At 40.6% G+C, this 25002-nt stretch carries 19 protein-coding genes and 1 riboswitch; of the genes, 11 read left to right on the forward strand and 8 right to left on the reverse strand.

The features are described from left to right. The first annotated feature begins 2 nt into the window (after nt 1–2). From HH219_RS02585 to HH219_RS02600, 4 genes are all read left to right on the forward strand, one after another. Nucleotides 3–2288, forward strand: a complete 2286-nt coding sequence (locus HH219_RS02585) for a family 20 glycosylhydrolase (protein ID WP_169326541.1) — start codon at nt 3–5, stop codon at nt 2286–2288. Between the two features lie 115 nt (nt 2289–2403). Further along, complete coding sequence (locus HH219_RS02590) at nt 2404–2988, forward strand: RNA polymerase sigma factor (protein WP_249118428.1); 585 nt, start codon at nt 2404–2406, stop codon at nt 2986–2988. 23 nt (nt 2989–3011) lie between these two features. Beyond that, nucleotides 3012–4025 carry a FecR domain-containing protein gene (locus HH219_RS02595; RefSeq protein WP_169326542.1) on the forward strand — a complete coding sequence of 338 codons (1014 nt, stop codon included), beginning with the start codon at nt 3012–3014 and terminating at the stop codon, nt 4023–4025. A gap of 62 nt (nt 4026–4087) precedes the next feature. Beyond that, on the forward strand, nt 4088–6778 hold the full coding sequence (locus tag HH219_RS02600; protein WP_249118429.1) for a TonB-dependent receptor: 2691 nt from the start codon (nt 4088–4090) through the stop codon (nt 6776–6778). A gap of 136 nt (nt 6779–6914) precedes the next feature. Here the strand turns inward: HH219_RS02600 and HH219_RS02605 are convergent, their stop codons facing one another. Then, complete coding sequence (locus tag HH219_RS02605; RefSeq protein ID WP_169326543.1) at nt 6915–7952, reverse strand: general secretion pathway protein GspB; 1038 nt, start codon at nt 7950–7952, stop codon at nt 6915–6917. Nucleotides 7953–7964: 12 nt separating this feature from the next. Beyond that, the gene (locus HH219_RS02610; RefSeq protein WP_054204309.1) at nt 7965–8882 is read right to left on the reverse strand and encodes an AAA family ATPase; all 918 of its coding nucleotides are present in this window, start codon (nt 8880–8882) and stop codon (nt 7965–7967) included. 128 nt (nt 8883–9010) lie between these two features. Between HH219_RS02610 and HH219_RS02615 the strand changes: the two genes are divergently transcribed. Next, on the forward strand, nt 9011–10120 hold the full coding sequence (locus HH219_RS02615; RefSeq protein ID WP_169326544.1) for a tRNA nucleotidyltransferase: 1110 nt from the start codon (nt 9011–9013) through the stop codon (nt 10118–10120). Nucleotides 10121–10126: 6 nt separating this feature from the next. On the opposite strand, the gene HH219_RS02620 is transcribed toward HH219_RS02615, so the two are convergent. From HH219_RS02620 to HH219_RS02635, 4 genes are all read right to left on the reverse strand, one after another. After that, nucleotides 10127–10636 (reverse strand): DUF1566 domain-containing protein, encoded by a 510-nt coding sequence (locus HH219_RS02620; protein WP_169326545.1) that lies wholly within the window; start codon nt 10634–10636, stop codon nt 10127–10129. Next, nucleotides 10633–12303 carry a DUF1566 domain-containing protein gene (locus HH219_RS02625; RefSeq protein ID WP_054204312.1) on the reverse strand — a complete coding sequence of 557 codons (1671 nt, stop codon included), beginning with the start codon at nt 12301–12303 and terminating at the stop codon, nt 10633–10635. The genes HH219_RS02620 and HH219_RS02625 overlap by 4 nt, the downstream gene beginning before the upstream one ends. Nucleotides 12304–12399: 96 nt before the next feature. Then, a complete protein-coding gene (locus HH219_RS02630) occupies nt 12400–12732 on the reverse strand; it encodes a hypothetical protein (RefSeq protein WP_054204313.1) in 333 nt (110 codons plus the stop codon). 12 nt (nt 12733–12744) lie between these two features. Further along, entirely contained in the window at nt 12745–13476 is a 732-nt protein-coding gene (locus HH219_RS02635) for a DUF2982 domain-containing protein (RefSeq protein WP_169326546.1), read from the reverse strand. Between the two features lie 244 nt (nt 13477–13720). Here HH219_RS02635 and HH219_RS02640 point away from each other — a divergent pair, with 244 nt between their 5' ends. The 3 genes from HH219_RS02640 to msrA all read left to right on the forward strand — a co-directional run bounded on the left by HH219_RS02640 (nt 13721) and on the right by msrA (nt 18559). Beyond that, the gene (locus HH219_RS02640; RefSeq protein WP_054204315.1) at nt 13721–14773 is read left to right on the forward strand and encodes an efflux RND transporter periplasmic adaptor subunit; all 1053 of its coding nucleotides are present in this window, start codon (nt 13721–13723) and stop codon (nt 14771–14773) included. A 3-nt stretch (nt 14774–14776) separates the two neighbouring features. Beyond that, entirely contained in the window at nt 14777–17875 is a 3099-nt protein-coding gene (locus HH219_RS02645; RefSeq protein WP_054204316.1) for an efflux RND transporter permease subunit, read from the forward strand. Between the two features lie 135 nt (nt 17876–18010). Continuing rightward, a complete protein-coding gene (msrA, locus tag HH219_RS02650; RefSeq protein ID WP_169326547.1) occupies nt 18011–18559 on the forward strand; it encodes a peptide-methionine (S)-S-oxide reductase MsrA in 549 nt (182 codons plus the stop codon). A 327-nt stretch (nt 18560–18886) separates the two neighbouring features. Here msrA and HH219_RS02655 read toward each other — a convergent pair whose 3' ends face one another. Then, nucleotides 18887–20734 (reverse strand): TonB-dependent receptor, encoded by a 1848-nt coding sequence (locus HH219_RS02655; RefSeq protein WP_169326548.1) that lies wholly within the window; start codon nt 20732–20734, stop codon nt 18887–18889. A 33-nt stretch (nt 20735–20767) separates the two neighbouring features. Further along, nucleotides 20768–20918, reverse strand: a riboswitch (cobalamin riboswitch). A 290-nt stretch (nt 20919–21208) separates the two neighbouring features. Between HH219_RS02655 and HH219_RS02660 the strand changes: the two genes are divergently transcribed. Continuing rightward, nucleotides 21209–22759, forward strand: coding sequence for a tryptophan halogenase family protein (locus HH219_RS02660; protein ID WP_349251602.1), 1551 nt, complete (start codon nt 21209–21211; stop codon nt 22757–22759). Nucleotides 22760–23096: 337 nt separating this feature from the next. On the opposite strand, the gene HH219_RS02665 is transcribed toward HH219_RS02660, so the two are convergent. Then, nucleotides 23097–23579, reverse strand: a complete 483-nt coding sequence (locus HH219_RS02665; RefSeq protein ID WP_054204320.1) for a YajQ family cyclic di-GMP-binding protein — start codon at nt 23577–23579, stop codon at nt 23097–23099. A 161-nt stretch (nt 23580–23740) separates the two neighbouring features. On the opposite strand from HH219_RS02665, the gene HH219_RS02670 reads away from it, so the two are divergent. Both HH219_RS02670 and HH219_RS02675 read left to right on the forward strand, forming a co-directional pair. After that, complete coding sequence (locus HH219_RS02670) at nt 23741–24091, forward strand: VanZ family protein (RefSeq protein WP_169326549.1); 351 nt, start codon at nt 23741–23743, stop codon at nt 24089–24091. Next, nucleotides 24084–24992 carry a 2-dehydropantoate 2-reductase gene (locus HH219_RS02675; RefSeq protein WP_054455143.1) on the forward strand — a complete coding sequence of 303 codons (909 nt, stop codon included), beginning with the start codon at nt 24084–24086 and terminating at the stop codon, nt 24990–24992. The genes HH219_RS02670 and HH219_RS02675 overlap by 8 nt, the downstream gene beginning before the upstream one ends. The last annotated feature ends 10 nt before the right edge of the window (nt 24993–25002 follow it).

Genomic DNA, 25002 nt, shown 5'->3' on the forward strand with positions numbered 1-25002 from the left:
CAATGAACCGAACACCTTTTTGTAAATACCTCAAAAACAGCTTTTTGCTACTCTCATTGCTGTTAATGCCTTACTTTGCAACGGCATATATCACTCCAAAGCCAAGCAGCACTGAATTTAGGCAAGGCCATTTTAGTCTAACTAGCGCCAGTAAAGTGACCTATAACCATTTAGATGCAAAGCTTGTTGCTGAACAATTCTCAGCATTTTTGCGTCCGCCTACGGGTTATCAATTAGCTGTATCACAAGCTGATAAAACAGTTAAAAGCAGTATAAATTTCAAAATAGTCGATCTACCTCTTGGCGATGAAGGTTACCAATTATTAGTCAAAAAAGACATTATAGAAGTCACAGCACCAACTGCTAAAGGGCTTTTTTGGGCAATGCAGTCACTGCGTCAATTACTGCCTACAGAGATAGAATCACGCATGCCGATTAATCGCCAAAGCTGGCAGATCCCGCAAGTAATGATTAGCGACGAACCCCGCTTCGCTTATCGTGGTATGCATTTGGACGTAAGCAGGCATTTTTTTGATGTCGCCTTTGTTAAACGTTATATCGACTGGCTCGCAATGCATAAATTCAATGTTTTCCAATGGCATTTAACGGACGATCAGGGCTGGCGAGTTGCGATAGACGCCTACCCAAAACTAACCACTATTGGTGCTACTCGCCCTAATACCATTGTTGGTCACACATACGACTATAAGCCTCTGTTTGATAATCAACCGGTATCTGGCTTTTACACTAAAGCACAAATTAAAGAAGTGATTGAATACGCTAAAGCGCGCCATATTGAAGTGATCCCAGAGATTGATATTCCTGGCCACAGCACCGCTATTCTTGCCGCTTATCCTGAGCTATCATGTCATCAACAAGCTGTGAGTGTACAAGCACAATTTGGTATTTTTGAAGATGTACTGTGCCCACGAGAAGATGTATTTGAGTTTTTAGCTGTCATTTATAAAGAAGTAGCCACGCTATTTCCCAGTCAATACATACACATCGGCGGCGATGAAGTTATTAAAAAGCAATGGCTGGCAAGCCCTGTGGTAAAAAAACTAATGCAACAACATAACTTAACCACCCCAGAGCAAGTACAAAGTTACTTTATTAAGCGGGTTGCTAAGATTGTTCAAGCACTAGATAAAAAAGTAATCGGTTGGGATGAAATACTCGAAGGCGGCGTTGCCGACGATGCGGTCATCATGTCGTGGCGAGGCACTGAAGGAGGCATTCAAGCAGCAAAAATGGGTCACCAAGTGATCATGAGCCCATATCAATACATTTATTTAGATGCATATCAGTCACGTAACCTAGACGAACCTAAAGCCATTCATGGCTTGTCTGGCTTAAAACATGTCTATCAATATAATCCTCAACCAAACCACCTAACCTCAGAGCAACAAGCCTATATAATTGGTGCTCAAGGTGCATTATGGACTGAATACATTAAAACGCCGCGCCACGCAGAATATATGCTGTTTCCTCGCTTAAGTGCGCTGGCCGAAACACTGTGGTCTAGCACAGACAATAAATCGTGGCCGGACTATAGTCAAAATCGCCTACCTGAGCTATTAAAACGCTATCAGCAAATGCATATTTATACAGCTAAAAGTGCGTATAAACCAATCATTAGTAGCACCATTAAAGGCACTCGACTATTAGCTGAAATCACCACTGAAGTCGCTAATACAAGCATTTACTACACGCTAGATGGCAGCGAACCAACACTTTCGTCATCCCTATATCAACAACCACTGTCGATCACTGAATACACACAGCTGCGCGCTAAAAGCTATGTGATCTCGCTTGGGCGGCTTGTTGGCGATGCGCGATTAACACTATTGCCGCACTTAGCAATCGGTAAAAAAATAACTTTAGCCTACCCCGCAACTGGGGATTCAGCCCTAAAATTGCAAGATGGTCAATTTGCTTATGATCAATTCTATAGTGCAGATGATTACGCTATTTTTTACGACAGCGATCTTAATGCGATCATAGATTTTGAGGATACCATTTTAGTTAAGCAAGTCAGCTTGGGCTATAACAGCGGCCGTCATCGACAGCTGCACCCACCAACTAAAATCAAAGTATTTGGATCGAATGATCAACAAAACTGGCAACCCCTGATCAATGTAACTGATCCTCAAGGGCCAATGTCTGTATTTAGTTTTCCACCAACAAAAGTCCGTTATTTAAAAGTCATTGCCATTAATAGCAAGCAATCTAACGATAGCCAGATCCCTAAACTCCCTCTGTATATTGATGAGATCGCCGTACAATAGTCCCATTTAGCCCTAATACTAAAAGTGTATTTAGGGCTTTTTTAAAATCAATTACTCTCAAATAGCACCTTTCGTTCGTTTAGATAACAAGGGTTAGCTTCAACAAGGATTTTCAATGAGTAATTTGCTACCAATGTGGGGAAAAGCAAAGCACCATCCAAATACGATAAAAAGCCATGCCGATGAGTTAACAGTACGTCGTCAGCAGGTTGAAAAACTATTTTTAGAGCAACAACAAAAGTTGGTGCGCCATATAATGAGCAAAGGGTTAGACCAACGTGAAGCCGAAGATATAGCTCAAGAAGCATTTGTTAAACTATTAGGGTTAGAACAAGCTGAAATAAGCAGTTACATTGCAGCTTATTTATATAAAATAGCAACTAACCTAACAATTGATAAATTACGTCGTAGATCACGTAGCCCTTTTGATGACTTTACTTGTGATAGCGATCAAATACCACAGCCTCATACAAGTGCCAATCCAGAAAAGAGTCTTCATAATCAAGAGTTACTTAAAGAAATGGAAAAGTCTCTCGCCAGCTTACCTGATAAATGCAGACTGGCTTTTTTATTGTATAAAATTCGAGGTCAAAGCTATGAAGAGATAGCTTTGACCTTACAAATATCACCCAGTATGGTACGAAAATATGTATTGCGCGCAGTTCGTCATTGCTATCAACAATTACAACATGAGCTTTAATCATGAATTTTAAGGATATTAGCATGACCCCATCACCTGACGATTTATCGATTATTGAAGAGCAAGCTGCTGACTGGTTGTTGTTGCTAGAAGAGAAAAACAGCACTGAATACCCTAAAGCTCTTAACGACTGGCTTGCACAGAGCAAGCTGCACAGTGATATTTTTTATAAAATGCAGCAACTCTGGCAACTATCTGCGCAGCTAGACACAACTTATGTCACCGAACAGTTGGCCGATATAGAGTCTATTTCGATTGTAACTCCGTCAGAAAAAAAGCAACCTCTTACACGGTACTTTGCTATTGCTGCCGCATTTTGCTTGCTCAGCTTTACTATTTTTATAAATACGGATCGACCTGTAAGGCAAAGCATAGCCGTAACAACTAAGACCTCACCTGCCATTAATATACAGAATGAGTTTTTTCAAACTGCAATTAATGAACACAAGAGTATCACCTTAGCTGATAACAGCCGTGTTAATTTAGGCGCTAACAGTCAATTAGCAGTACGTTACAGTGACACGTTTCGAGAGCTCACGTTGTACCAAGGCGAAGCGCTGTTTAGTGTTAGTAAAGATAAACGACGTCCATTTATAGTACGCCACCAGCAGAGCCAGGTTGAAGCGTTAGGTACTGTGTTTAATGTACGCGCTAACCCATCCTCTATTCGTGTTGATGTATTAGAGGGCGTAGTGTCTGTAGCGCAACAACACATAATCAAATTAACCCAAGGGCAAGCCGCTGAAGTAACTAAAACGGGTGCGGTTATCCACAGTAGAGCTCTGGGTGATAATTTGATGATGGACTGGCAACAGGGTCGCTTGGTATATCAAAATGCCCGCTTAGGTGATGTACTCAATGATGTCGCCCGCTACAGTGATCTACAAATAACACTGGATAATCAAGAGCTCGCTCAACTTACTTATAACGGTACATTATTGACGAGCGAAATTGACTCGTGGGTAAATAGTTTAGATAAGATCTATCCGATCACAATCTCGCAGCAAGGATCATTGTTTGTATTAACAGCAAATTAGCTCAAAATGGCATGGCGCAACAGCGCTAAAAATGGTACAAAGTTTGAACAGCGATGAAAACGATGAGCCAAGTAATGTTATTAAAGTTATTAACCAAGCTACTGCTTTGGTTAATGCTATTTAGTAGTTATGTCCATGCTACCTCTGAGCACCTTTTTAATTTACCACCTGCCAACTTACAGCAGCGTTTACTTGATATCGCTGATCAAAGTGGCTGGCAACTTAGTGCTGCCGCATTATCTGAAGAAGTCGTCCTAACCCATTTAGACGGGACTTTCACGCTCGACGAAGTACTGATTAAAACCCTAACCAATAGTCACTATCAATACAGTTTGGTGCATTCGCAACAGCGTATCTTCATTACCGCTTCTGAGTCGCACGAAGTGAAGGAACATGATTTTGAACGGATCATCGTCACTGGGGTGAGTGGGAAAAACCGCAGCATTATAAATTCATCCATCGCGATAACTCAATTATCAACTCAACAGCTGACTAAACACACCCCCTACTCCAGTGCTGAAATTCTCAAAGGTGTTACAGGTTTCTGGGTTGAAGACTCTGGCGGTGAAACAAATAACAACGTCTCTCCGCGTGGACTCAGAGGAGGGGAAGGCTTTCGTTTTATTAGCCTAATGGAAGACGGCTTGCCCATTACGTATGATGGTATTTGGAGTGACTTTTTTTTACGTCCAGACTTAACTCACCAAACAATTGAAGCTGTGCGTGGCGGCAGCAGTGGTATTTTTACTCTCAATGGTCCCGCTGCTATGGTCAATTACATTGGTAGGCGTGGTACTGAGACGCCTTTTAATTTAGTCAAACTGAGTCAAGCAATTAACTATGGTTATACCCGCCTAGATGGCGTACTTAGCGGGCCGATCAATGATAATTTTTTTTATACAGTCGGTGGTTTTTATAGAGCCTCTAACGGCATTCGCGAATCGGGCTTTAATAGCGATTTAGGTGGCCAATTTAGCACTCGACTTAGCTGGTTAAATGATGATTTCGAGCTCGATTTTAGCTACAAACATTTAAACGATAAAACCAGTTTTTATGCGCCTTTAGTAATGCAAAATTATGGGGCTATTAATGAGCTATCGAGCTTACCTTATGACTACGGCACATTGCTTAGTAATGATTTGCGCTGGTTAGAGTTCCACACACCTGAAGGTATAACAAAGCATGATTTAGAAGACGCACAACACACCTTAATGAATAGCTATACCATGGAATTTAAATCGTCGCTATCTGAGCACGTATCCATTAATAATAATGCGCGCTATTCAAGCCTAAGTAATCGTTTTTATACTTTAATGAATTTAGGGAACGACACTATTTTAGATGCAAAAAGTAGGCTGCAACATAAAGATATTAGCGACTTTAAAAATAGCTTTAGCGATACAAGATTACAGGCAAAATACCTGCGTCATCATGATAAAATGCTTATTTCAGATCCAGAGAAACTTAACGGTAATGGCCTTATCACTTCAAGTTACCCACTCCATTCTAACTATAAACAACAGCAATTTATTAATCACTTTAATACGGATTACCAGCAGACACACTGGTCTCTCAGCTTAGGTCATATTTATGCTCACAGCGATTTTAGCTCATTACCTTTAGATTTGTGGCTTGGGCAAATATTGACAGATGTAAAGCATCAACCTGAACGCCTTGATATCGTACTGGTGGATGAACAAGATAATGTAGTAGCCAACTTTACCGAGCAAGGATTTTTATCCTATGCAGGTCCCGTATATTTAAAAGGCCAAGGCCGCTCTCGATCTCATTCATTTTATGCAAGCGTTGATTGGCAAGTAACAGATCACCTGAGAGTTGATTTAGCCCTGCGTAATGAGCATCTCAATTTAACAAGCACAACTTTTCAAGGGAAAACATCGCAAACTAACACCTCAAAACGCTATTACTCACACTACTCACCAGCAAGTACACTCAGTGATTCATTTAGCCAAAATGCATTAACTCTAGGCGCTAATTACCAAATTAGTGAACAATTAGCTATTTTTACTCGTTATGCCAACGCTTTTGAAATGCCTCGATTAATTAATTATGGCAACGGTCGAGGTTGGGCAAAAACAGCTGCACAACAAGAACAACAAAACTTTGGTCAGCCAATCAGTTTAACGTTAAGTGAAGTTGGCCTGCGCTATCAAGCACCGCAATGGCAATTTAGCGGTACTGTGTTTGATACTAACTTTGACCCTTTACCCTTTACTGTTTATCGCGGCGCGGCAAGCTCACAACAGGCTATTTTAATCAATACCCAAACCCAAGGCTTGGAGTTTGAATATTACTATCAACATGGTAAAACGTGGCAATTCAGTGCCCTTGGTATTTGGCAAGACGCAGGGTTTTATGGCATACCAAAACAACTACCACAGAGCCAGTACAACGGAAATCAAATAACCCGCACCCCTGAGTTGCAATTGCGATTAACACCGCAATACCAAGCAGGGCCAGCCACTGTCGCTCTTACTTGGTCTTATATTGGCGAACGCTACTCTGATATAGCGAACCAATTTTCGCTACCGGCTTATCAGACATGGGACTTATTTGCAGAATTGACGATTTCTGAGCAACTAAGTGCTCAATTTGAAGTGAAAAATATGACCAACACATTGGGGTTAACAGAGGGAAATCCCAGGGATGATTTAAGCCACCAAGAGCCATTGTTTTATGGTCGGCCAATTTTTGGGCGTACAATTAAAGTGGCGCTCAGCTATCAGTTTTAAACGAGGGGCTATTTAATCGCGGCGTGAGATTTGTAATCGTGTGGGCTAAGCAAAACTAGAGCAAAGCTTCCATGTCCTGCTCACGCCTATACATTCGAGTAGCTACATCCATGTAGATACTCGGGAGTTAATCCCCCTACTGTGGCCAATCTTGCAGCGCCTTTAAGCTAAACTCATAATCATCAAAGCTCAATACGGTTTGCTCGGGAGTGATCTCTAAAATTCTAAAGTCGCCCATTCTATCGCCTTCATATAACTCACGGTTATTAAGTTTCACCCAACGTTTATCCGGTGATGATGAGTAGATATGCGCTTGATACTTAATCTGTGGTATTAAAGCCAATAAAGCATCGGGTAACAACTCTATCGGTTCTGCATAAGATGAATTTTTAGTCCCTTGCGTTATTTGGTGAGTCTGCGTATTTTGCGTATCTTCAATGGCACGTGCAAATGCATTTTTAAGGGCTGTAGGTACAATCTCTAACTCTTCTTCGGTCACAGTGGCTACTGGTTTAGGTTTGGCCGGTGCTTGTTCGCCTAACGGCTTACCTAATACTTTGTATTTGCTCATATCGATACTGCTAGCGCTGGTATTTGATGCTTGTTGTACTTGCTGTACTTGCATTACATTCGGGTTATATTGTTGCTGAGGTGGCGCGGTATAAACTTGCTGATAGCCATTCGGTGTTTGTACTAGCATTGGTTGACTTTGCGAATAAGTCGGCACTGTATTTACAGGTACTTGCACCCACTGGTATTGACCCGAGTTTTGTTGAGGTATTTGCTGATTAATTGGCTGAACTATCTGTGGTTGTGGCTGTGCTACAATTTGCGGCACAACCGCACTAACTGTTGGTTGTGCCGTAGTGTTATTAACGGGCACTTGATTCGTTACTTGTGGGACCGCATCGTTTTTCTTTTCTTCTTCTACGCCAACAGCAATAATTTTATCTGACGCTACAAGTGCATCACCTTGACTGTTCTGCAACCATTTACCAATTGAAAAGCCAGCCATGAGTGTCAATATAAAGCCGACTAGTAAACCCAATGAGATAGCAATGAAACGATAACGCTGTAACTCTTTTTGCTGTTTTTCTTGCTCAGCAGTGCGATCATGCGCTGCAGCTTCATCATGTTGTTGCGATTGTTTTAATGCATCTAATAAATACGACATAAATTACCACTACTAAAAAATAAACGACAAGCCAATACCCATACTAAGCACGACTAAAAAAGCCACAGGGAAAAGCCAATGGTAAGATGTTTTATCAGTCTTTAGTTCACTGCTTAACGTTGTTGGCGGCAAAGCCTCTTGTGCTGAACGCATCACGATATCGCTATCTATCATCATGAGTTGCTTAGAAAATGCGCCTACTAAACATCGCTCACACAATAAGTTAACTAACCGTGGAACGCCCATGGTCAGCAAGTATAATGCCTTTAATGCATCTTGAGTGAAAATTGTACGATCACAACCTGCAACGTAAAGTCGGTGTTTTACATAGGCAAATGTTTGCCCTTGCGTTAATGGCAGTAAATGATAGCGAGCCGTGATCCGCTGTGCCAATTGACGCAACTCATTACGTTTAAGTAAATCGTTTAATTCAGGCTGACCAATTAATACTATTTGTAATAATTTTTTATGATTCGTTTCTATATTCGTTAACAAACGTAGCTGTTCTAATACATCGGGCGATAGCAGCTGTGCCTCATCAATGATTAAAATTGTATGGCCACCACTAGCATGATTTGCTTCTAAGTGTTTTTTAATTGCATCTGTTAACGTTTTTAGAGTCGCATTTTGCTCATCATAACCAATACTAAATCCATCACAAATACTGGCTAATAACTCTAATTCAGAAAGTGCGGGATTATAAATTAATGCCACTTGGGTATTTTCAGGCAACTGATCTTGCAAGCTTCGCGTTAGCGTAGTTTTACCCGTACCCACTTCGCCAGTTAATAAAACGAACCCTCCCGCTTCGCCTAACCCATAGGTCAAATGCGCTAAAGCTTCTTTATGGCGTTCACTTAAAAATAAGTACTGTGGATTCGGCGCGATTGAAAACGGTTTTTCTGACAAGCCAAAATAGCTTAAATACACCCTAAATATCCTTGCTTAGTAAATCAGCGTCTATAATGGCAAAAAAATGCGCTAAGTGAAAACCTTGTTAGCATTTTATTCGTGAAATAACGTAAAATAACCTGCACAGTTAATACTTAGGGTGAAATATGCAAGTTTATTTGGTCGGTGGAGCAGTTCGTGATGAACTATTAGGGCGGGTCATCAAGGAACGTGACTATGTAATCGTCGGTGCAACTTCGGAGCAACTACTCAAGCAAGGCTATCAACAGGTCGGTAAAGATTTTCCTGTTTTTTTGCACCCACAAACCAAAGACGAATACGCGCTCGCCCGCACAGAGCGTAAACAAGGAAAAGGGTACACAGGTTTTGTATGTGAGTTTTCTCCCGATGTAACCCTTGAAGATGACTTGCGCCGTAGAGATTTAACTGTAAATGCAATTGCAAAAGCAGAAGATGGTAGCTTAATAGACCCTTATCACGGAAAACGAGATTTAGATGCTCGTATTTTACGTCATGTTTCACAAGCATTTAGTGAAGATCCGCTACGTATACTTCGCATCGCTCGCTTTGCTGCGCGTTATCATTACCTTGGTTTTACAATTGCAAAAGAGACACAAAGCTTATTAAAGGCAATGGTCGAACGCGGTGAATTAAATACTCTAACACCTGAACGCATTTGGCTAGAATGCGAAAAGTCATTGACCGATGGTGCTTTTGATCATTTTTTAAATACGCTGGCACATCTCAACGCGCTTAGTGTGATTAGCCCCGCTTTAGCAAATATATGGAATGATCAGCTATTCCAAAAGCTGCAAGCACGCTTTAAGTATGCTAAAAAATATAATATTACCGACAATGCGCTGCTATTTAGCCAAATCACGAGCAAACTCAATAGCGATGAAATAAGCGCAATCGCTAAAGCAATTAGGTTACCTAATGATGTGCGTGATCTTGCCCTGCATGCCTCGCAGCATCAAGATGTTTTAACAAGCGCTACAATACACCCTGAACAGCTTTTATTTAGCTGTAATAAGCTTGATTTATGGCGACGTCCTGAACGCTTTAGTGCCGTACTTAAGGCCATAGAGATAGCTAATTGTTCAGTAATTAAAAATCAGCAATTACTGCTTCAAGCCAGCAAAGAAGCAAGAGCAATCAACCCAAAGCAATTTATTGACCAAGGCATTAAAGGCGCAGATATAAAAACCGCGCTAGAACATGCGCGGTTAGAAGTATTTAAACGTTACTTTCGTTAAAGATATTTATTTTTCATAACGAACAAAGCGCAAATAAACATTAGAAGTTTTTGCATGTAGGCTGTTAAGCCCTTTATCAAATTGATACACCCATGCAAATGTTTTATCAGCTATCCCCGACGTATTAGTCCAGTAGTTTTCACTTTTATTGCCTTTGAAAACGCTCTCATTAATACTAGGGGTAACGCAGCGGTGCTCTAATATACTAGCGAGTTCTTTAATACTTGGTACTTGCCAATTGCTATAATTACCGGTGCGATCATTTACAGCCCCCCGTAATGCTTCTTGCCAAGTAATTTTTAGTGCATTATTCTCACATAAACCACTATCACTATTATAAGTTTGTCCATAACTACAGCTTTGCCACATTAATCCTGTAACGCTGTCACTTATCGTACCATCCGTATTAACTGTAAAACGCTCTGTGGGTGTTGTTTCTGGGATACCATCATAACAAGATTGCGCAACGGCCATTACAGGGCTCAAGAGTAAAAGACTGATTAAGGCTATTTTCATTGTGATTCTCCTGCTGTTCTTACTAAGCGGACAAATGCAGTATTATTTTTTGGATACGCCAAGTCATTACCATCATTCATATCAATAATATAAGCCTGCGATAAACTGGTGCCATCAGCAGCTGTTTGCGCACTCCAATAGCGTAAATGAGTGAGTAAACTGACACTTGGTGTATTAGGGAAAAAATCACTATCAATAAGCACAGATTGCCCCTGTTTTGAGTAATCTAACAAACTCAATAACTCCGGGTAAGTTGGTACACGCCAGTTTGTTCCGCCACAGTAATCTAGGCTATTAACGGCATCAACATAAGCTTGTAGGCCACAATGAGATATTGTTGAACACGTATCTGAAGAGCCCGCCACACTACCCTGCTGTATGCCATTACTGCTTGTTAAATACCACGTGTAGTGATTTTGCCCTTCTCGAAGTTGTGTACTACTTGGCAGTGTGCCTGTGTTAGGGCTTTTCACTTCCCAAATTAAGCCACTAACATTATCGCGAATACAGCTAAAGTCCGCTGCATCGTCAGCAATTTCATCGGCGAATTCATTGAGTTTGGTGAAATCAAATGCCAGCTCGCCTTTGCCAACTTTATCTATATGCGTACCCACAACGCTATCGCGTCCTAACGCGGCGTCTTGGCGTGGAAAGTCAGGACTAGTACATGCTATTTCTTGGGTATTATTAAAGCATTTTGCCATACCAGTATCATTGATCAAGCCCAGTGGTTTTGAGTTCACAACAACATCAACGGTATCACTATCCGAACGTCCTTGACTGTCTGTAACCGTCACTTCAAATGTCATGGTATTAACTGCATCGGTTGTCGGGGCTATAAACGAAGTTATACATTGATCTTGGTTATCTAATGAAACGCTTCCAACGGTTTGCTCCCACTGACAATTAAATGTTGTGGTCACTACTTCGCTATTCGTTGCATTTAACGTTACTTTTTCAAGCTCAATAACACTTTGATCTTCACCCGCTTTAGCTATCACCACATTATTTGTTTTATTAAGTATATGAGTATGCTGCGTACTTGCCTCACCGCCTTCATCATCAACAACGGTCAACTGCCATATTACCGTGGTGTTTTTATCCAACAACGGATGAGTAAAGCTAATAGTTTGGCTTTTATAATCACTGATTTCGAGTGTTGGACCTGCAATTTTTTGCCAGTTGTAGCTACTAATACTGCCATTTTCATCTGGATCGATTGATGTAGCTGCACTTAAAGTAATTGTATCTTGATAAACTGACGGCAGTATTGTGGGTGCAGTTTGGGTTACGACTGCTTGAGGAAGTTGGTTATTCGACTGAATACTAATCAGCACATCATCGCTGACTAACTTACCATCTGGACTTTGATAGTTAACACGCAGCACAAGCTCACTGTCGGCTTTAATGTCAGGTGCAAGTACGGTTTGAGAAGCGCCTTCTAAAGGAAAACCTTCAACTATTGGACCACTCACTCTTTGCCACGTGTATGTACCGTCAACAGGAGAGCCTTTCGCTTCGATTGTAAATTCGCTTTTTTCGATAATTTGTTGATCAACACCTGCATTCACTGATGCAGCAATAACGGGGTTATCATTACCTCCACCGCCTCCACCACACGCTGTCAATAAACCTAAAAGTGAACAAACCATTAAAGGGGATTTCATACACTGCGTCCTCATCTTAACCAAATAAATTCCGTAGTATTAAAATCTACGCTAATTTATATATTAAGCAACTACAGTGCCAGTAAGAAGTAAATACTATAAATAACTATCTTGATGAATACGAACAAACAGTTTAGTACCGATTTTACTATAATCTACTTTGTATTCACGCCCATCCAATGCCTGAATGAACAATAAACGTTTTTCTTCACCAAACACATCAGCACTGCCAATATAAACCATATCTAAGTAACGCTCTTTTGCCTCACGGCGATTTTTTGGCAGATCTTCTTTAAATGGCTCTAAACCGTTTTGAGTAACTTTTATTTTAGGGTGAGTTTCAGAGTTCACGATAACTAAATCGAGTTTTTTCTCTTTGTGGATTATTGTATTTCGGCCACTTTTAATAAAAGATCTATCTTGACTCATCGCTTCATCCTACTAACATCTATTTTGGCTTTTCGCCTTTAATTGGGACTCAATAAATACCCTAGGGTTTCTTTTCCAGGTATTTAAACTTTGGCAGAAATCCCAGATATTTCTGTCCAATACACTCGCGGGCAACAATAAATCATACCCTGTAAGTTGCTGTAAATGTCGCATTCTATTTGCGAACATTGCGATTAATCCATTAAAGTTGCGACCATTGGTAGAGGTATAAAAATTATCTTCACTTAACCATTCTGATGGGCAATTGCCATTTTTGCAATGTTTTTGGACTGCCTGCATAAAAAGATGGCGCTGCTCAATTAATAATTTACCAGCAATTCTTGGTGATAGCTGCAATAAAAATTCATCTGTATCGTTAAGTTTAATACCTACAGCATTTAACTCAAGTTTTTCCAATGTTTGGTCGGTTTTAGGTATACCCGCATGATTAAAATTAGCATGCGTTAAAGCCCAATACCCGTATTTATGTTCATACCTAAGATACTGTTCTGCAATTATTAAACTATAAAAAGGTTCTTGGGTTTTCAAAAAACCAACAAACACAGCGGCAATCGACATACTTATTAAAAATATTTCAACAATACTAATCTCACCTGGGCGCAGTAAGTTAAAAAGCATAATAAATATTACACCAAAAGCACCAACCAGCAAAATTTCTATGCCATGACAAGCACCTTGAGCCCTTAGCTTTAAAACCCCAGGGTCAGACTTAAGCTTAGCCATAACGATAAAAAACCATGTAAAAAACAAACATAATAATTGCCCAAAGTACTATTTTTCGCATTTTCAAGCAACGACGACAGGTAGTAGAAAACTTCATAACTCTCTCTTTTAAAATAAAAAACAGGTACAAATAGGTAATTAATTTTATTTTTACGCCTAATGCACAAATTTACGAGATACGTGACAGCTCTTTGTCGCCGTTATTTCGTACACTACATACAATTAATTTTTTGGTATTACTAAGATGTACTCAAAGCAATCAGGCAAGGCGCTATTTCCATTTATTATTACCCTACTTATTGGGTTATCGGTTTATCTTTATTTACCCAGCAGCCAAGGTAAGCAATCTGGGTTTACAAGCTCGGCAACACAAGTAACGGCTCACGCAGTCGCAAGTGAAGAAAATGCGATTCTTATTGAGGCTATCGGCAGTGCACGCGCTAATCAAGCAATTTATATAAAAAGCGCACAAAATGATTACATTACTCACATCTACTTTAAAGATGGTGATCTAGTTAATAAAGGCCAAAAGCTCGCTCAGTTACAATCACAACAAGAAGAGCTAACGGTTAAAGAGCTAGCTATTAATCTACGAGAAGAAAAACGCCAACTCCAACGTTTAACGGAACTTTCCCGCTCACAAGCTACGGCAAAATCACTGTTAGAAGAACAGTTATCACGCGTTGATGCTACCGAAGCGAAATTAGATAATGCCAAAACAAAATTAGCAGAAATGACAATTACAGCCCCGTTTGCTGGTGTGTTAGGTAAACGTCAAATATCTGTCGGTGCATACGTTAATAACAGTACCGCCATCACCACCTTAGATGATATCAGCATCATTAAAGTTGATTTCAAAGTACCAGAAAAATACTTAGCTCAATTACAGCTTGGTATGAAAGTTATGACACAGAATGACGCTTACCCAGGCACAACCTTTACAGGAAAAGTAACGCATGTAAGCTCTCGTATCGATGCCGTAACTCGCAGTGTTGAAGTAACAGCCAGTTTTGCCAATAACAATACTTTATTACGCCCTGGTATGCTGCTTAATACCGCACTAGAGCTTAGTTCAAATCAAGCAATAATGGTGCCCGAAAAAGCGATTATTCCGCAACAAGACAAACATTATGTTTTTCAGATAACGGATGGTGTCGCAACTAAAGTTGAGGTGCATGTAACAGGTCGTCATAATGGCTGGGTTGCAATTGATGAAGGAATTAGTGCAGGCCAGCTTGTTGTGACTGAAGGAATTATTAAAATTCGTTCAGGCAGTAAAGTTACAGTGAAGGGGTGATCTGTGAAAATTACTGATACAAGTGTTAAACGCCCTGTCTTCGCGATTGTTATCAACTTATTGTTACTCACATTTGGTTTAGTGGCATTTTCGATGCTGCCACTGCGTGAATACCCTGATATTGAATCACCTATTGTTAGCGTAAGCACACAATATTCTGGTGCATCGGCTGAGATCATCGAGACCAAAATAACGCAAGTACTTGAAAATCGTATTTCAGGTATTGAAGGCATTAAAAGTATTAACTCTTCAAGTCGTAATGGGCGCTCAAATATTACTATTGAGTTTAATATTGACCGCGATATTGATGCCGCATCAAACGACGTACGTGAGCGAGTAGCACGTGCACTTGATAGTCTTCCAGAGCAAGTGCGCCCACCTGAAGTGTCTAAATCTAACAGTGATGAAAGCCCTATTGCTTGGTTTGTACTTAATAGTACCACTATGGATTCATTGCAGCTTTCTGACTACGCCCAGCGCTTTATTGTTGACCGTTTAGCCGTCGTTGATGGCGTGTCTAATGTACGTGTTGGCGGCGAGCGTAAATATGCGATGAAGGTATGGCTTAATCGTCAAGCCATGGCAGCACGTGGTATTACCAGCGTTGATATTGAAAATACGCTACGTACTGAAAATGTTGAATTGCCTGCGGGTGAAATTGAATCCATTGACCGTGACTTTACTGTGCGAACGGCTCGCAGCTATAAAGATCAGCGCGACTTTCAAAACCTTGTCATAAAACGCGGTGAGGACGGTTACCTTGTGCGTTTAGGTGAAGTCGCTGATGTGCACCTAGAAGCTGCTGACGATGAAAGTTTATTTCGCGGTAATGGCCGCAACATGATTGGTCTTGGTATTGTAAAACAAGCTAAAGCAAATACACTGACCGTTGTTGATAATGCCCGTGCCGAACTTGAAAAAATCAAACGCAACCTCCCTGAAGGTACAACAATTGAAGACAGTTACGACTCATCTATTTTCATCAATGAATCGATTAACGAAGTATACAGTACGCTCGCTATTTCAATGGGCTTAGTCGTATTAGTGATCTACATCTTTTTAGGTAATATTCGTGCAACACTTATTCCTGCCGTAACAGTACCGGTGGCATTAGTGGGTAGTTTTATGTTTTTACTGGCGATGGGCTACTCTATCAACTTATTAACTCTACTCGCATTAGTGCTGGCCATTGGCTTGGTGGTTGATGATGCGATTGTGATGCTTGAAAATATTCACCGCCGTATCGAGCTAGGTGAACCACCGTTATTAGCCTCTTATCGTGGCGCGCGTGAAGTTGGCTTTGCCATAATCGCAACCACATTAGTGCTTATATCGGTATTTGTGCCACTGGTGTTTATGGATGGCCGTATTGGCGCGCTGTTTACTGAATTTGCTATGGCTGTCAGTGCTGCGGTGTTTTTCTCTAGCGTAACAGCCTTAACACTCTCCCCTGCATTATGCTCTAAAATATTAAAGCACTCCGAAAAACAAAGTAAATTTAGCCAAGGCATGGATCGCCTATTTAGCAAAATAGAACGCAGCTATCAAAACGCTTTACGCTCTAATATGACTCGCTCTGGCGGGTTAGCATTAACTTTATTACTTGCCGGTTTTGTTAGTTATTCATTATTCCAACAGATCCCATCTGAGCTAACACCAAAAGAAGATCGCGGAACTTTCTTTATCATGATGAGTGGCCCTGAAGGCGCAAGCTACGAAAATAATGCGGCCAACATGGCAAAAATTGAAGAACGCTTAATGCCTTACTCAGAGTCAGGCGAGTTAAGTCGTGTGCTTGTCCGTGTTCCTGGTTGGGGTGGTAGTGGCGGTGTTGCCATCATCGGCATGGCTGACTGGGATGAACGAAAACGCTCAACGTGGGAAGTCATGGATGAGATAAGCGGCAAAATGCGCGAGGTCACTGACGTGCGCGCTTTTGCAATTATGCGCCGCGGTATTGGCGGAGGTGGCTCATCACGCCCTATTGAGTTTGTACTCCAAGGCAATGATTATGATCAACTGGCCGATTGGCGTGATCGCATTATTAAACGCGCTGAGGAAAACCCAGGCTTAGTAAGAATCGATCATGACTACAAAGAAACGTTCCCACAATTTTTAGTTAGCATTGATAAAAATAAAGCGGCTGATTTAGGTGTGTCGGTCTCTGATGTGGGCCGTACGCTTGAGACTATGTTGGGGCAGCGTCGCGTAACCACGTTTATTGACCGTGGTGAAGAATACGATGTGATTTTAAAAGGAACTAAAGCAGACTTTAAAGATCCTACCGACATAGCCAATATTTACTTAAAATCACGCAGTGGTGAACTGGTCCCGCTTGATAGCTTAATAAGCCTTAAAGAAGAAGCCACCGCGTCGCGTTTAAATCGCTTTAATCGTATGCGTGCCATCACGCTCAGTGCCAACCTCGCGGATGGCTACACACTAGAAGAAGCACTTAACTTTCTAAACAAAGTGGCGATGGAAGAAAATGACATTGATGGTGCCGTTGATTACAAAGGCGAGTCGCAGCTTTATTACGAAGGCGCATCAGCAATGACCTATGTTTTCATTCTAGCGCTGACTGTAACCTTTTTGGTATTAGCAGCTCAGTTTGAAAGTTTTATGCATCCTTTTGTTATTATGCTAACCGTACCTTTAGGATTAATGGGCGCGATGTTTGGTTTATGGGCAACAGGGCTTACTTTAAATATTTACAGCCAAATAGGCATTGTAATGTTGATTGGCCTCAGTGCTAAAAATGGTATTTTGATTGTTGAGTTTACGAACCAGCTACGTGACAAAGGCGTAGAATTTAGTGAAGCAATTATCCAAGCTGCCAGCCAACGTTTACGCCCTATAATTATGACCTCACTAACGACCGTTATGAGTGCCGTACCACTAGTGCTTGCATCAGGCCCCGGCGCAGAAAGTCGTATGGTTATTGGTGTTGTTGTATTTACGGGAGTTATAGTCGCGACAATACTCACGCTATTCGTCGTTCCTGCGGCCTATTATGCACTGGCTCGTAACACGCAATCACCAGAGTTTTTACAACAAAAAATCAATCAACAAGCCGCTGAAAAGCCTCTTAAAGAGCTTTAATATTAAAATAGCGTTGCGTCTGCTAGTCGCAACGCTATTTTTGCGTCACAGATTCGATGAAATAAAAGCCTAGTTTACTCGTTCTTCTGATACGCTAGATAACCTGCGTCAGTTAATAATTTTGAGGAGCAAATAATGAGTACAACAAATCAAACCGCAACATTTGGTGGTGGCTGTTTTTGGTGTATCGATGCTGCATTTAGACGAGTTCAAGGCGTTTTAAATGTAAGCTCAGGCTACACGGGGGGCGATACGACGGATCCTAGCTACAAACAAATATGCACGGGATTGAGCGGTCATGCTGAAGTCGTACAGATTGAATTTGATAGCACTGTTGTAAGCTTTGAAACCTTATTAGCAATGTTTTTTACGTTACATGATGCAACTCAACTAAATCGCCAAGGTAACGATATAGGCACGCAGTACCGCAGTGTTGTGTATTATCATGATAGTGAGCAGCAAGCGCAGACAAATGCATACATTGCAAAATTGCAAAGCCAAATACGTGAGGACATAGTGACAGAAGTAAGCCCTGCTGTTACTTATTACCCTGCAGAGCAGTATCACCAAGATTACTACAGCGAAAATCCAGAGCAACGCTATTGCAGCTTGCTTATTGCACCTAAACTGAAAAAGTTTGAGCAAGACTATAAAAAATACCTAGGGCGTGTTGACCTTTCGTGATTAATTTTGCAGCAGTATGTTTGGTATTTAGGCAAGGCAGAGCCTATGTCGTGTGGTTGCTCCACATTAATAGGCGATAACGCAGTATAAATGCCAAACATGCGCTGCCTAAAGGGTTCTTCCTAGGGGCGATTAACTCTTTGTTGCTCGATTTTTACTTAGCCCACTAGGCTACAAACCTCGCGTCGCGATTAAATCGCCCCTAGATTGAACAAATTTCAATCCACAAAGGTCAACACGCCCTAGCTAGTTAACCGCATTTTTAGACACAAAAAAAAGCCCGACACAGTAACGTATCGGGCTTGTATATTTATACTTCAAACTTGATTAAAACTGGTAACTTGCACCAATAAAGAATTGTCGCCCTGCGCTGTTATAACCTAATAGTTGACCGTTTTCAGCAGTACCGGTTCCTGCAGTAAAATACGCTTTGTCTGTTATATTCTCAATGCGAACTTGGAAAGATAACTCATCCGACAATTGATAGTTTGCCGATAAATTAAACACAGTATAAGCAGCTAACTCCGTATTATAATAAGCGATTGATGGGCGAGAAGATCGATATTGCATAGCAATATTTGCATCAAAATCCCCCCAATTTTTACTTAACGTATAATTAAATGTTTCCGAAGGTCTACGCGGTAAATCTTTATTAGTTGTTTCGTCTTTCGCATCTAAAAAGCTCAAGTTAACGTTATGTTGAAAACCTAACCCTTCAAAATCAGCAGATAACTCAACCCCCTGCATAGATACTTTGTCAATATTGGTTGCTACATATTTCCCAGTATCAGCATCGAATTTATTATCTATTAAGTTATCAATATTATTGTCGAAAATGGCGATATCGTAACGACCCCACTTGGTTTCTAACGTAACTCCAAGCTCATTATTGACGGCTTCTTCAGGTTTAATGTTTTTATTAGGTACGTACCATTGGCTCTCGGTTACAAATGCGTTGATTAATGACGGTGCTCTAAATGCAGTGCCGTGATTAAAACGAACGGTTACAGACTTATTTGCTCTGTAGCCAATACCTGTAGTGTAGGTATTAGCACGTCCATGAAAATCATAATCATCGGTTCTAACTACAGCATTACCTAGCCATGTATCATTGTCGTAAAATACACCCACAAACAACGCTCCATTATCGCGTTTTTCTTTAGATGATGTAGCTGACGATTCCGATAAATCTTCATTTAAGTAGTTAAAACCACCCGTCACATCTAACTCTTCAGTTACGGTGTAGAGTCCACTGTATTCAAATTCAATACGTTCAGTGCTATAAATTTGCTGAACATCTGTGCCCGTTTGGATATTTTCTTCTTGCGATAAGCTCACAGATGCACTTTGCGTGTAGGTAGCTGAACTTTTTTTCCAACCTAATTTAGCTATATAGTTTTCAAAATCGTATGCATCATTTCCCCGCGCGCTATCATATTCCCCTTGGCCTTCGCTATATTGGCTAAGTGCACTAAATTCACCTACATTATCGGTTTTATATGCTAGGTTAAAGCCAATGTTTTTATTCGTGTAACCGTCATCATCATGGTCTTTAGTGGCGGGCTTTGATGGGTCTTTACCCGTTACATCGTAACCATCCGTATCTTCATAACCTAAGTTATAATTAAAAGTGATAGCATCTTTTACAAGCCCACCCGCCACTTGATAGTTAGAGTAACTATCACTACCTAATGTCGCTGATACGGTATTATTGCTTGCTTGGCGAGTAATAATATTAATTACACCAGCCATTGCATCAGAGCCATAAATTGCAGCCCTTGCGCCTTTTACAATCTCAACTCGCTCGATACTATTAACGGGTATATTCGTTAATGATACGCTGCCTGAGCTGCCGTCACTAATTCGTACACCATTGACTAAAATCAAAGCATGCTTTGCACTTGCACCACGTACAAACACATCCGCTTTTTGGCCAAAACCACCATTACGAACAACATCTAATCCAGCAATTGTGTTTAATATTGATGGTAAATCTCTGTAGTTAGCTTGCTCTATATCACTTCGTTCGATAACGGCAACGCTTGCTAGTACATCAGTGATTGATTGCTCAAATTTATTCGCTGTAACGGTAATGCGTTCGATTGATTGTTCTGCTGAGGCAGAAAAAGATAATGCAGCAGCAATTGCTACACCTAAAGTAGATTTGATTAACATGACATCCCCTGACCTGCGCCCGCCGCACAAGTTATTTTAAGTTTACTTCAAGGCCGGTCTCCGGACTCTGTGCTGTGCACATTACCGTTGCGGGGGCAGTGTTGGGATTGTGATCATCATGAACACGCACCAACTTCCCGATTATCTTGCTGTTAGTTTCAATTCTTTGAAATATCTACTGAGAGGGTAAGCAAGCACCTTGAAAATAGGCCGCTATTGTGATTATTTTAGAGATGAAAGTCAATGGACGTCTATATAGCTAAACTGGCTTTATCAAGGCCTGCATGTGCAACTTACAGCCAAAGACTGAGAAAGCCTGAAAAATTTCATCCTACCTATTGGGTATTAAAAAAGGTAAATTAATCAAGTAACCTCATTCAAAGCTGATAATTTTATTTATCATTGTGATAGTACATATCCGAAAATAACTAAGCCATTGTTTAAGTTGACAAATTAAAGTTGGAGTAAATAAAAGTGGAACAAATTAAACAAGTTATCATTGTTGGCGGCGGCACTGCAGGTTGGCTAACTGCTAATCACCTCGCTAAAACGCTTAACTGCACCAACCCATTAAGCGTACAAATTACACTTATTGAGTCAAAAAATATTCCAACCATTGGTGTAGGTGAAGGAACAGTGCCTGTTATGTGCCAAACATTAGCGCATTTTGGCATCAGCGAAACAGATTTTATCCGTCAGTGTGATGCGACCTTCAAACACAGCATTAAGTTTATTGATTGGCTAGATAACCCTACCGATAACAAAAAAGAAAATTACTTTCACCATTTATTCAACTACCCAAATATTGAAGAGCTCGATCTGACTCCGTATTGGCTGCTTAATAAAAATAATACCAGCTATGCCAATAGCGTATCAACTCAAGGCTATATGTGCGATCAAGGGCTTGGTCCTAAAAATATGACTCACCGTGAATTTGAAGGGATGGCAAGTTATGCGTATCACCTTGATGCGGCTAAGTTTTCAGCGCTACTCACTGACAACGCTGTCAACAAGCTAGGCGTTAAACATATTCTAACCGATGTATTAGATGCAACACTCAATGTTGCAGGTGATATTGAAAGTTTACAAACAAAGTGTGCTGGCACGGTCTCTGGCGATATTTTTATTGATTGCACAGGCTTTGCCGCTAAATTGCTTGGCGATAAACTTAAAGTCCCTTTTATTGACCAGAGCCATATTTTATTTGCCGATACAGCCCTTGCAATTCAAGTACCTTATCAAAATCCAGATGCTCCTATTAACCCCTACACTAACGCCACGGCAAAAGAGGCTGGATGGATTTGGGATATTGGCTTATCTAGCCGCCGCGGTATTGGCCATGTTTATTCAAGCAATCACACCAGTGATGACCAAGCAGAGCAAACATTACGTGACTATATCGGCCCACAGGCAGATGATTTAACCGCCCGTAAAATTGCCATGCAAGTAGGCTATCGTAAAACTCCATGGAAAAATAATTGTATCGCCATTGGTTTATCACAAGGTTTTGTTGAGCCATTAGAAGCAACAGGGTTATTAGTGTTTGATATTACGGCGCGGATGCTGGCGCAGAATTTCCCAGCAACGCGTAAAGCAATTCCCGCGATAAGCGAGCGCTTTAATGACAATATTACTGGGCTTTGGCAAAAAGTAATTGATTTTATTAAGCTGCATTATTGTATTTCACGTCGTGACGACAGCCAGTTTTGGCTAGATAACCGAGCATCAAGCTCAATTAGCGATTCGCTGCAAAGTAATTTAGCCTTATGGCGTGACACTGTGCCAAACAAATATAACTTCACCAGCGCATTAGAAGGCTTTAACTTAGAAAATTACTTGTATGTGTTGTACGGTATGGAGTTTCCCACCAACTTACAACCCATAGCCACACGTTTTGAAGCGCACCAACAGGCGGCATTCACCATGGAGCAAATAGCGCAAGCCGCTAATTACTGTCAGCAACAGCTTATCCCGCACAGAGAGTTAATTGAAAAAATAAAGCGCTATGGTTTAACAAAGATATAGCTAAACCGTAAACCAAACTAAAAGCCAAACAACATCAATGTTATTTGGCTTTTTAAATACGCTCTAGGGCGTGTTGACCTTTGTGGATTGAAATTTGCTCAATATAGGGGCGATTTAATCGCGGCGCGAGGTTTGTAACCGAGTGGGCTAAGTAAAAATCGAGCAACAAAGAGTTAATCGCCCCTAGAAAGAACCCTTTGGGCAGCGCATGTTTGGCATTTATACTACGTTATCGCCTATTTATGGGGAACAACCACACGACATAGGCTCTGCCTTGCCTAAATACCAAACATACTGCTGCAAAATCAATCACGAAAGATCAACACGCCCTAGGCTTTTAATCGCGAAAGTTTTTAAACTGGAACGGTTGACCAAGATCGGCAGCACGAACTACTTGCATTGCTTCTTGTAGGTCATCACGCTTTTTACCCGTAACGCGTACTTCTTCACCTTGAATAGCAGCTTGTACTTTTACTTTTGAGTCTTTAATCGCTTTAACTACTTTTTTAGCCATATCTTTTTCAATGCCTTGCTTAAGCGCAACATTACGAAATACATTTTTACCCGCACGGCTAATATCTTGTAGCTCTAGGCTTGAAACGTCCATGCCACGCTTTGAAATTTTATTAGCTAAAATATCAAACAACTGCATTACTTGTGAGTCGGCTTCAGCTTTTAGTTTGATTGTTTTATCATTAAGCTCAATAGACGCATCTACGCCTCTAAAGTCAAAGCGTGTTTCTAATTCGCGGTTAGCGTTATCAACGGCGTTTTTTGCTTCGTTCATTTCTACTTCAGAAACGATATCAAATGAAGGCATGTGTCTCTCCTAACAAAATGTTTTTAATTTAAATTTGGATTTGACGACAATTATACCGTCTATTTCATAAATCTTTACATTTTTCTGCGCTTTGTTCAGGTGCGATACTAAATATGTTTGATATACTGCGGCTCTATTTTTAAGCTATTTTAGGATTAACTGTGACTCGGCGTGTATACCAAGCCCTATTTTTAATCAGTATAGTGGCCTTTACATTTTTATTTGCTAAAGAAGTTAAAGGTGCTGCTAATCTATTTCCACATGTTGATAAAGTGGCTCATTTTGGCATTTTTTTCATACTCGCAGTTGTCATGGATAAAGCTTTTAAAATTCCTTTGCTCTTACAAATATTTTTACTTGCTGGGTATGGCGCAGCTATTGAAGTTATGCAAGGAATGCTACCTTATCGCCAAGCTTCAGTTGCCGACTTTATTGCCGACTTTGCAGGCGCAGCAAGTTATTTTGCGATTAAATTGATATTCCACATTGGTAAAAAACCCAACCATGGCTAATATCGTAATTATCGGTGATGGCGCTATAGGGCTGTTATATAGCCACTTTTTAAGTGCAAATAATCAGATCACATTAATAACGAGAAGTGGGGATTGCAAAAGCAATTACTACTACCAATATAATGAGCAGCAACAGGTAATTTCGGCAACGGTATTAAATACAACACAGTTAAATCGATTAAAAACCAAGGCGCTCGACACGGTTATATTTGCAGTAAAAGCATACCAAGTAAATGACGCTTTCTCACTTGTAAAACCTTACTTAAGCGATAACTGCAATATTGTGTTATCACATAATGGGCTCAGTGATTTAGACCCTTTATTGTGCCAATTACAAAGCCAACAAGGCTTATACTTTTTAACCACGCGTTTGGCGGGTTTTAAAGTAACACCAATAAAGGTTGCGCACACGGGTTACGGGGAGAGTATTTTAGGCAGCTGTAATGCAATTGCAGCAACTCGCTATAAAGCGGTATTATCACAATTAAATAATTTACCTAATATTCGTTTTAGTGAGCATATCAACCAACTTCGTTGGCAAAAGTTATTAATAAATATTGCCATCAATCCGCTTTCCGCACTTTATAACGTAAAAAATGGTGCCCTTAGAGCCCCCATATTTAGCCGTAAAATCTTAAATACAGTAAATGAAGCATGTCACGTTGCCAAAAAAATGGGCGTTAATGTAACTCTTGCTGACGTGCTTGCAACGGCTTATCAAGTGATGAGTGATACACAAAATAACTTTTCATCAATGCAGCAGGATGTTGCCCATAGTCGAGTAACTGAAATCGATGCTATGTGTGGCTATATTTGCCAGCAGGCTAAAATACTCGATATAAACACCCCACATAATCAATCTCTTCTTGATGCCATCAGGCATAAAAAAAGCGCGATTTAAATCGCGCCTT

This window comes from Pseudoalteromonas sp. NEC-BIFX-2020_015 (genome assembly GCF_012952265.1).
Classification (GTDB): Bacteria; Pseudomonadota; Gammaproteobacteria; order Enterobacterales; family Alteromonadaceae; genus Pseudoalteromonas; species Pseudoalteromonas neustonica.

Coding starts and splice junctions, on each gene's coding strand:
- HH219_RS02585 (WP_169326541.1), top strand. CDS start 3: ATGAACCGAACACCTTTTTGTAAATACCTCAAAAACAGCTTTTTGCTA.
- HH219_RS02590 (WP_249118428.1), top strand. CDS start 2,404: ATGAGTAATTTGCTACCAATGTGGGGAAAAGCAAAGCACCATCCAAAT.
- HH219_RS02595 (WP_169326542.1), top strand. CDS start 3,012: ATGACCCCATCACCTGACGATTTATCGATTATTGAAGAGCAAGCTGCT.
- HH219_RS02600 (WP_249118429.1), top strand. CDS start 4,088: ATGAGCCAAGTAATGTTATTAAAGTTATTAACCAAGCTACTGCTTTGG.
- HH219_RS02605 (WP_169326543.1), bottom strand. CDS start 7,952: ATGTCGTATTTATTAGATGCATTAAAACAATCGCAACAACATGATGAA.
- HH219_RS02615 (WP_169326544.1), top strand. CDS start 9,011: ATGCAAGTTTATTTGGTCGGTGGAGCAGTTCGTGATGAACTATTAGGG.
- HH219_RS02620 (WP_169326545.1), bottom strand. CDS start 10,636: ATGAAAATAGCCTTAATCAGTCTTTTACTCTTGAGCCCTGTAATGGCC.
- HH219_RS02625 (WP_054204312.1), bottom strand. CDS start 12,303: ATGAAATCCCCTTTAATGGTTTGTTCACTTTTAGGTTTATTGACAGCG.
- HH219_RS02630 (WP_054204313.1), bottom strand. CDS start 12,732: ATGAGTCAAGATAGATCTTTTATTAAAAGTGGCCGAAATACAATAATC.
- HH219_RS02635 (WP_169326546.1), bottom strand. CDS start 13,476: ATGGCTAAGCTTAAGTCTGACCCTGGGGTTTTAAAGCTAAGGGCTCAA.
- HH219_RS02640 (WP_054204315.1), top strand. CDS start 13,721: ATGTACTCAAAGCAATCAGGCAAGGCGCTATTTCCATTTATTATTACC.
- msrA (WP_169326547.1), top strand. CDS start 18,011: ATGAGTACAACAAATCAAACCGCAACATTTGGTGGTGGCTGTTTTTGG.
- HH219_RS02655 (WP_169326548.1), bottom strand. CDS start 20,734: ATGTTAATCAAATCTACTTTAGGTGTAGCAATTGCTGCTGCATTATCT.
- HH219_RS02665 (WP_054204320.1), bottom strand. CDS start 23,579: ATGCCTTCATTTGATATCGTTTCTGAAGTAGAAATGAACGAAGCAAAA.
- HH219_RS02675 (WP_054455143.1), top strand. CDS start 24,084: ATGGCTAATATCGTAATTATCGGTGATGGCGCTATAGGGCTGTTATAT.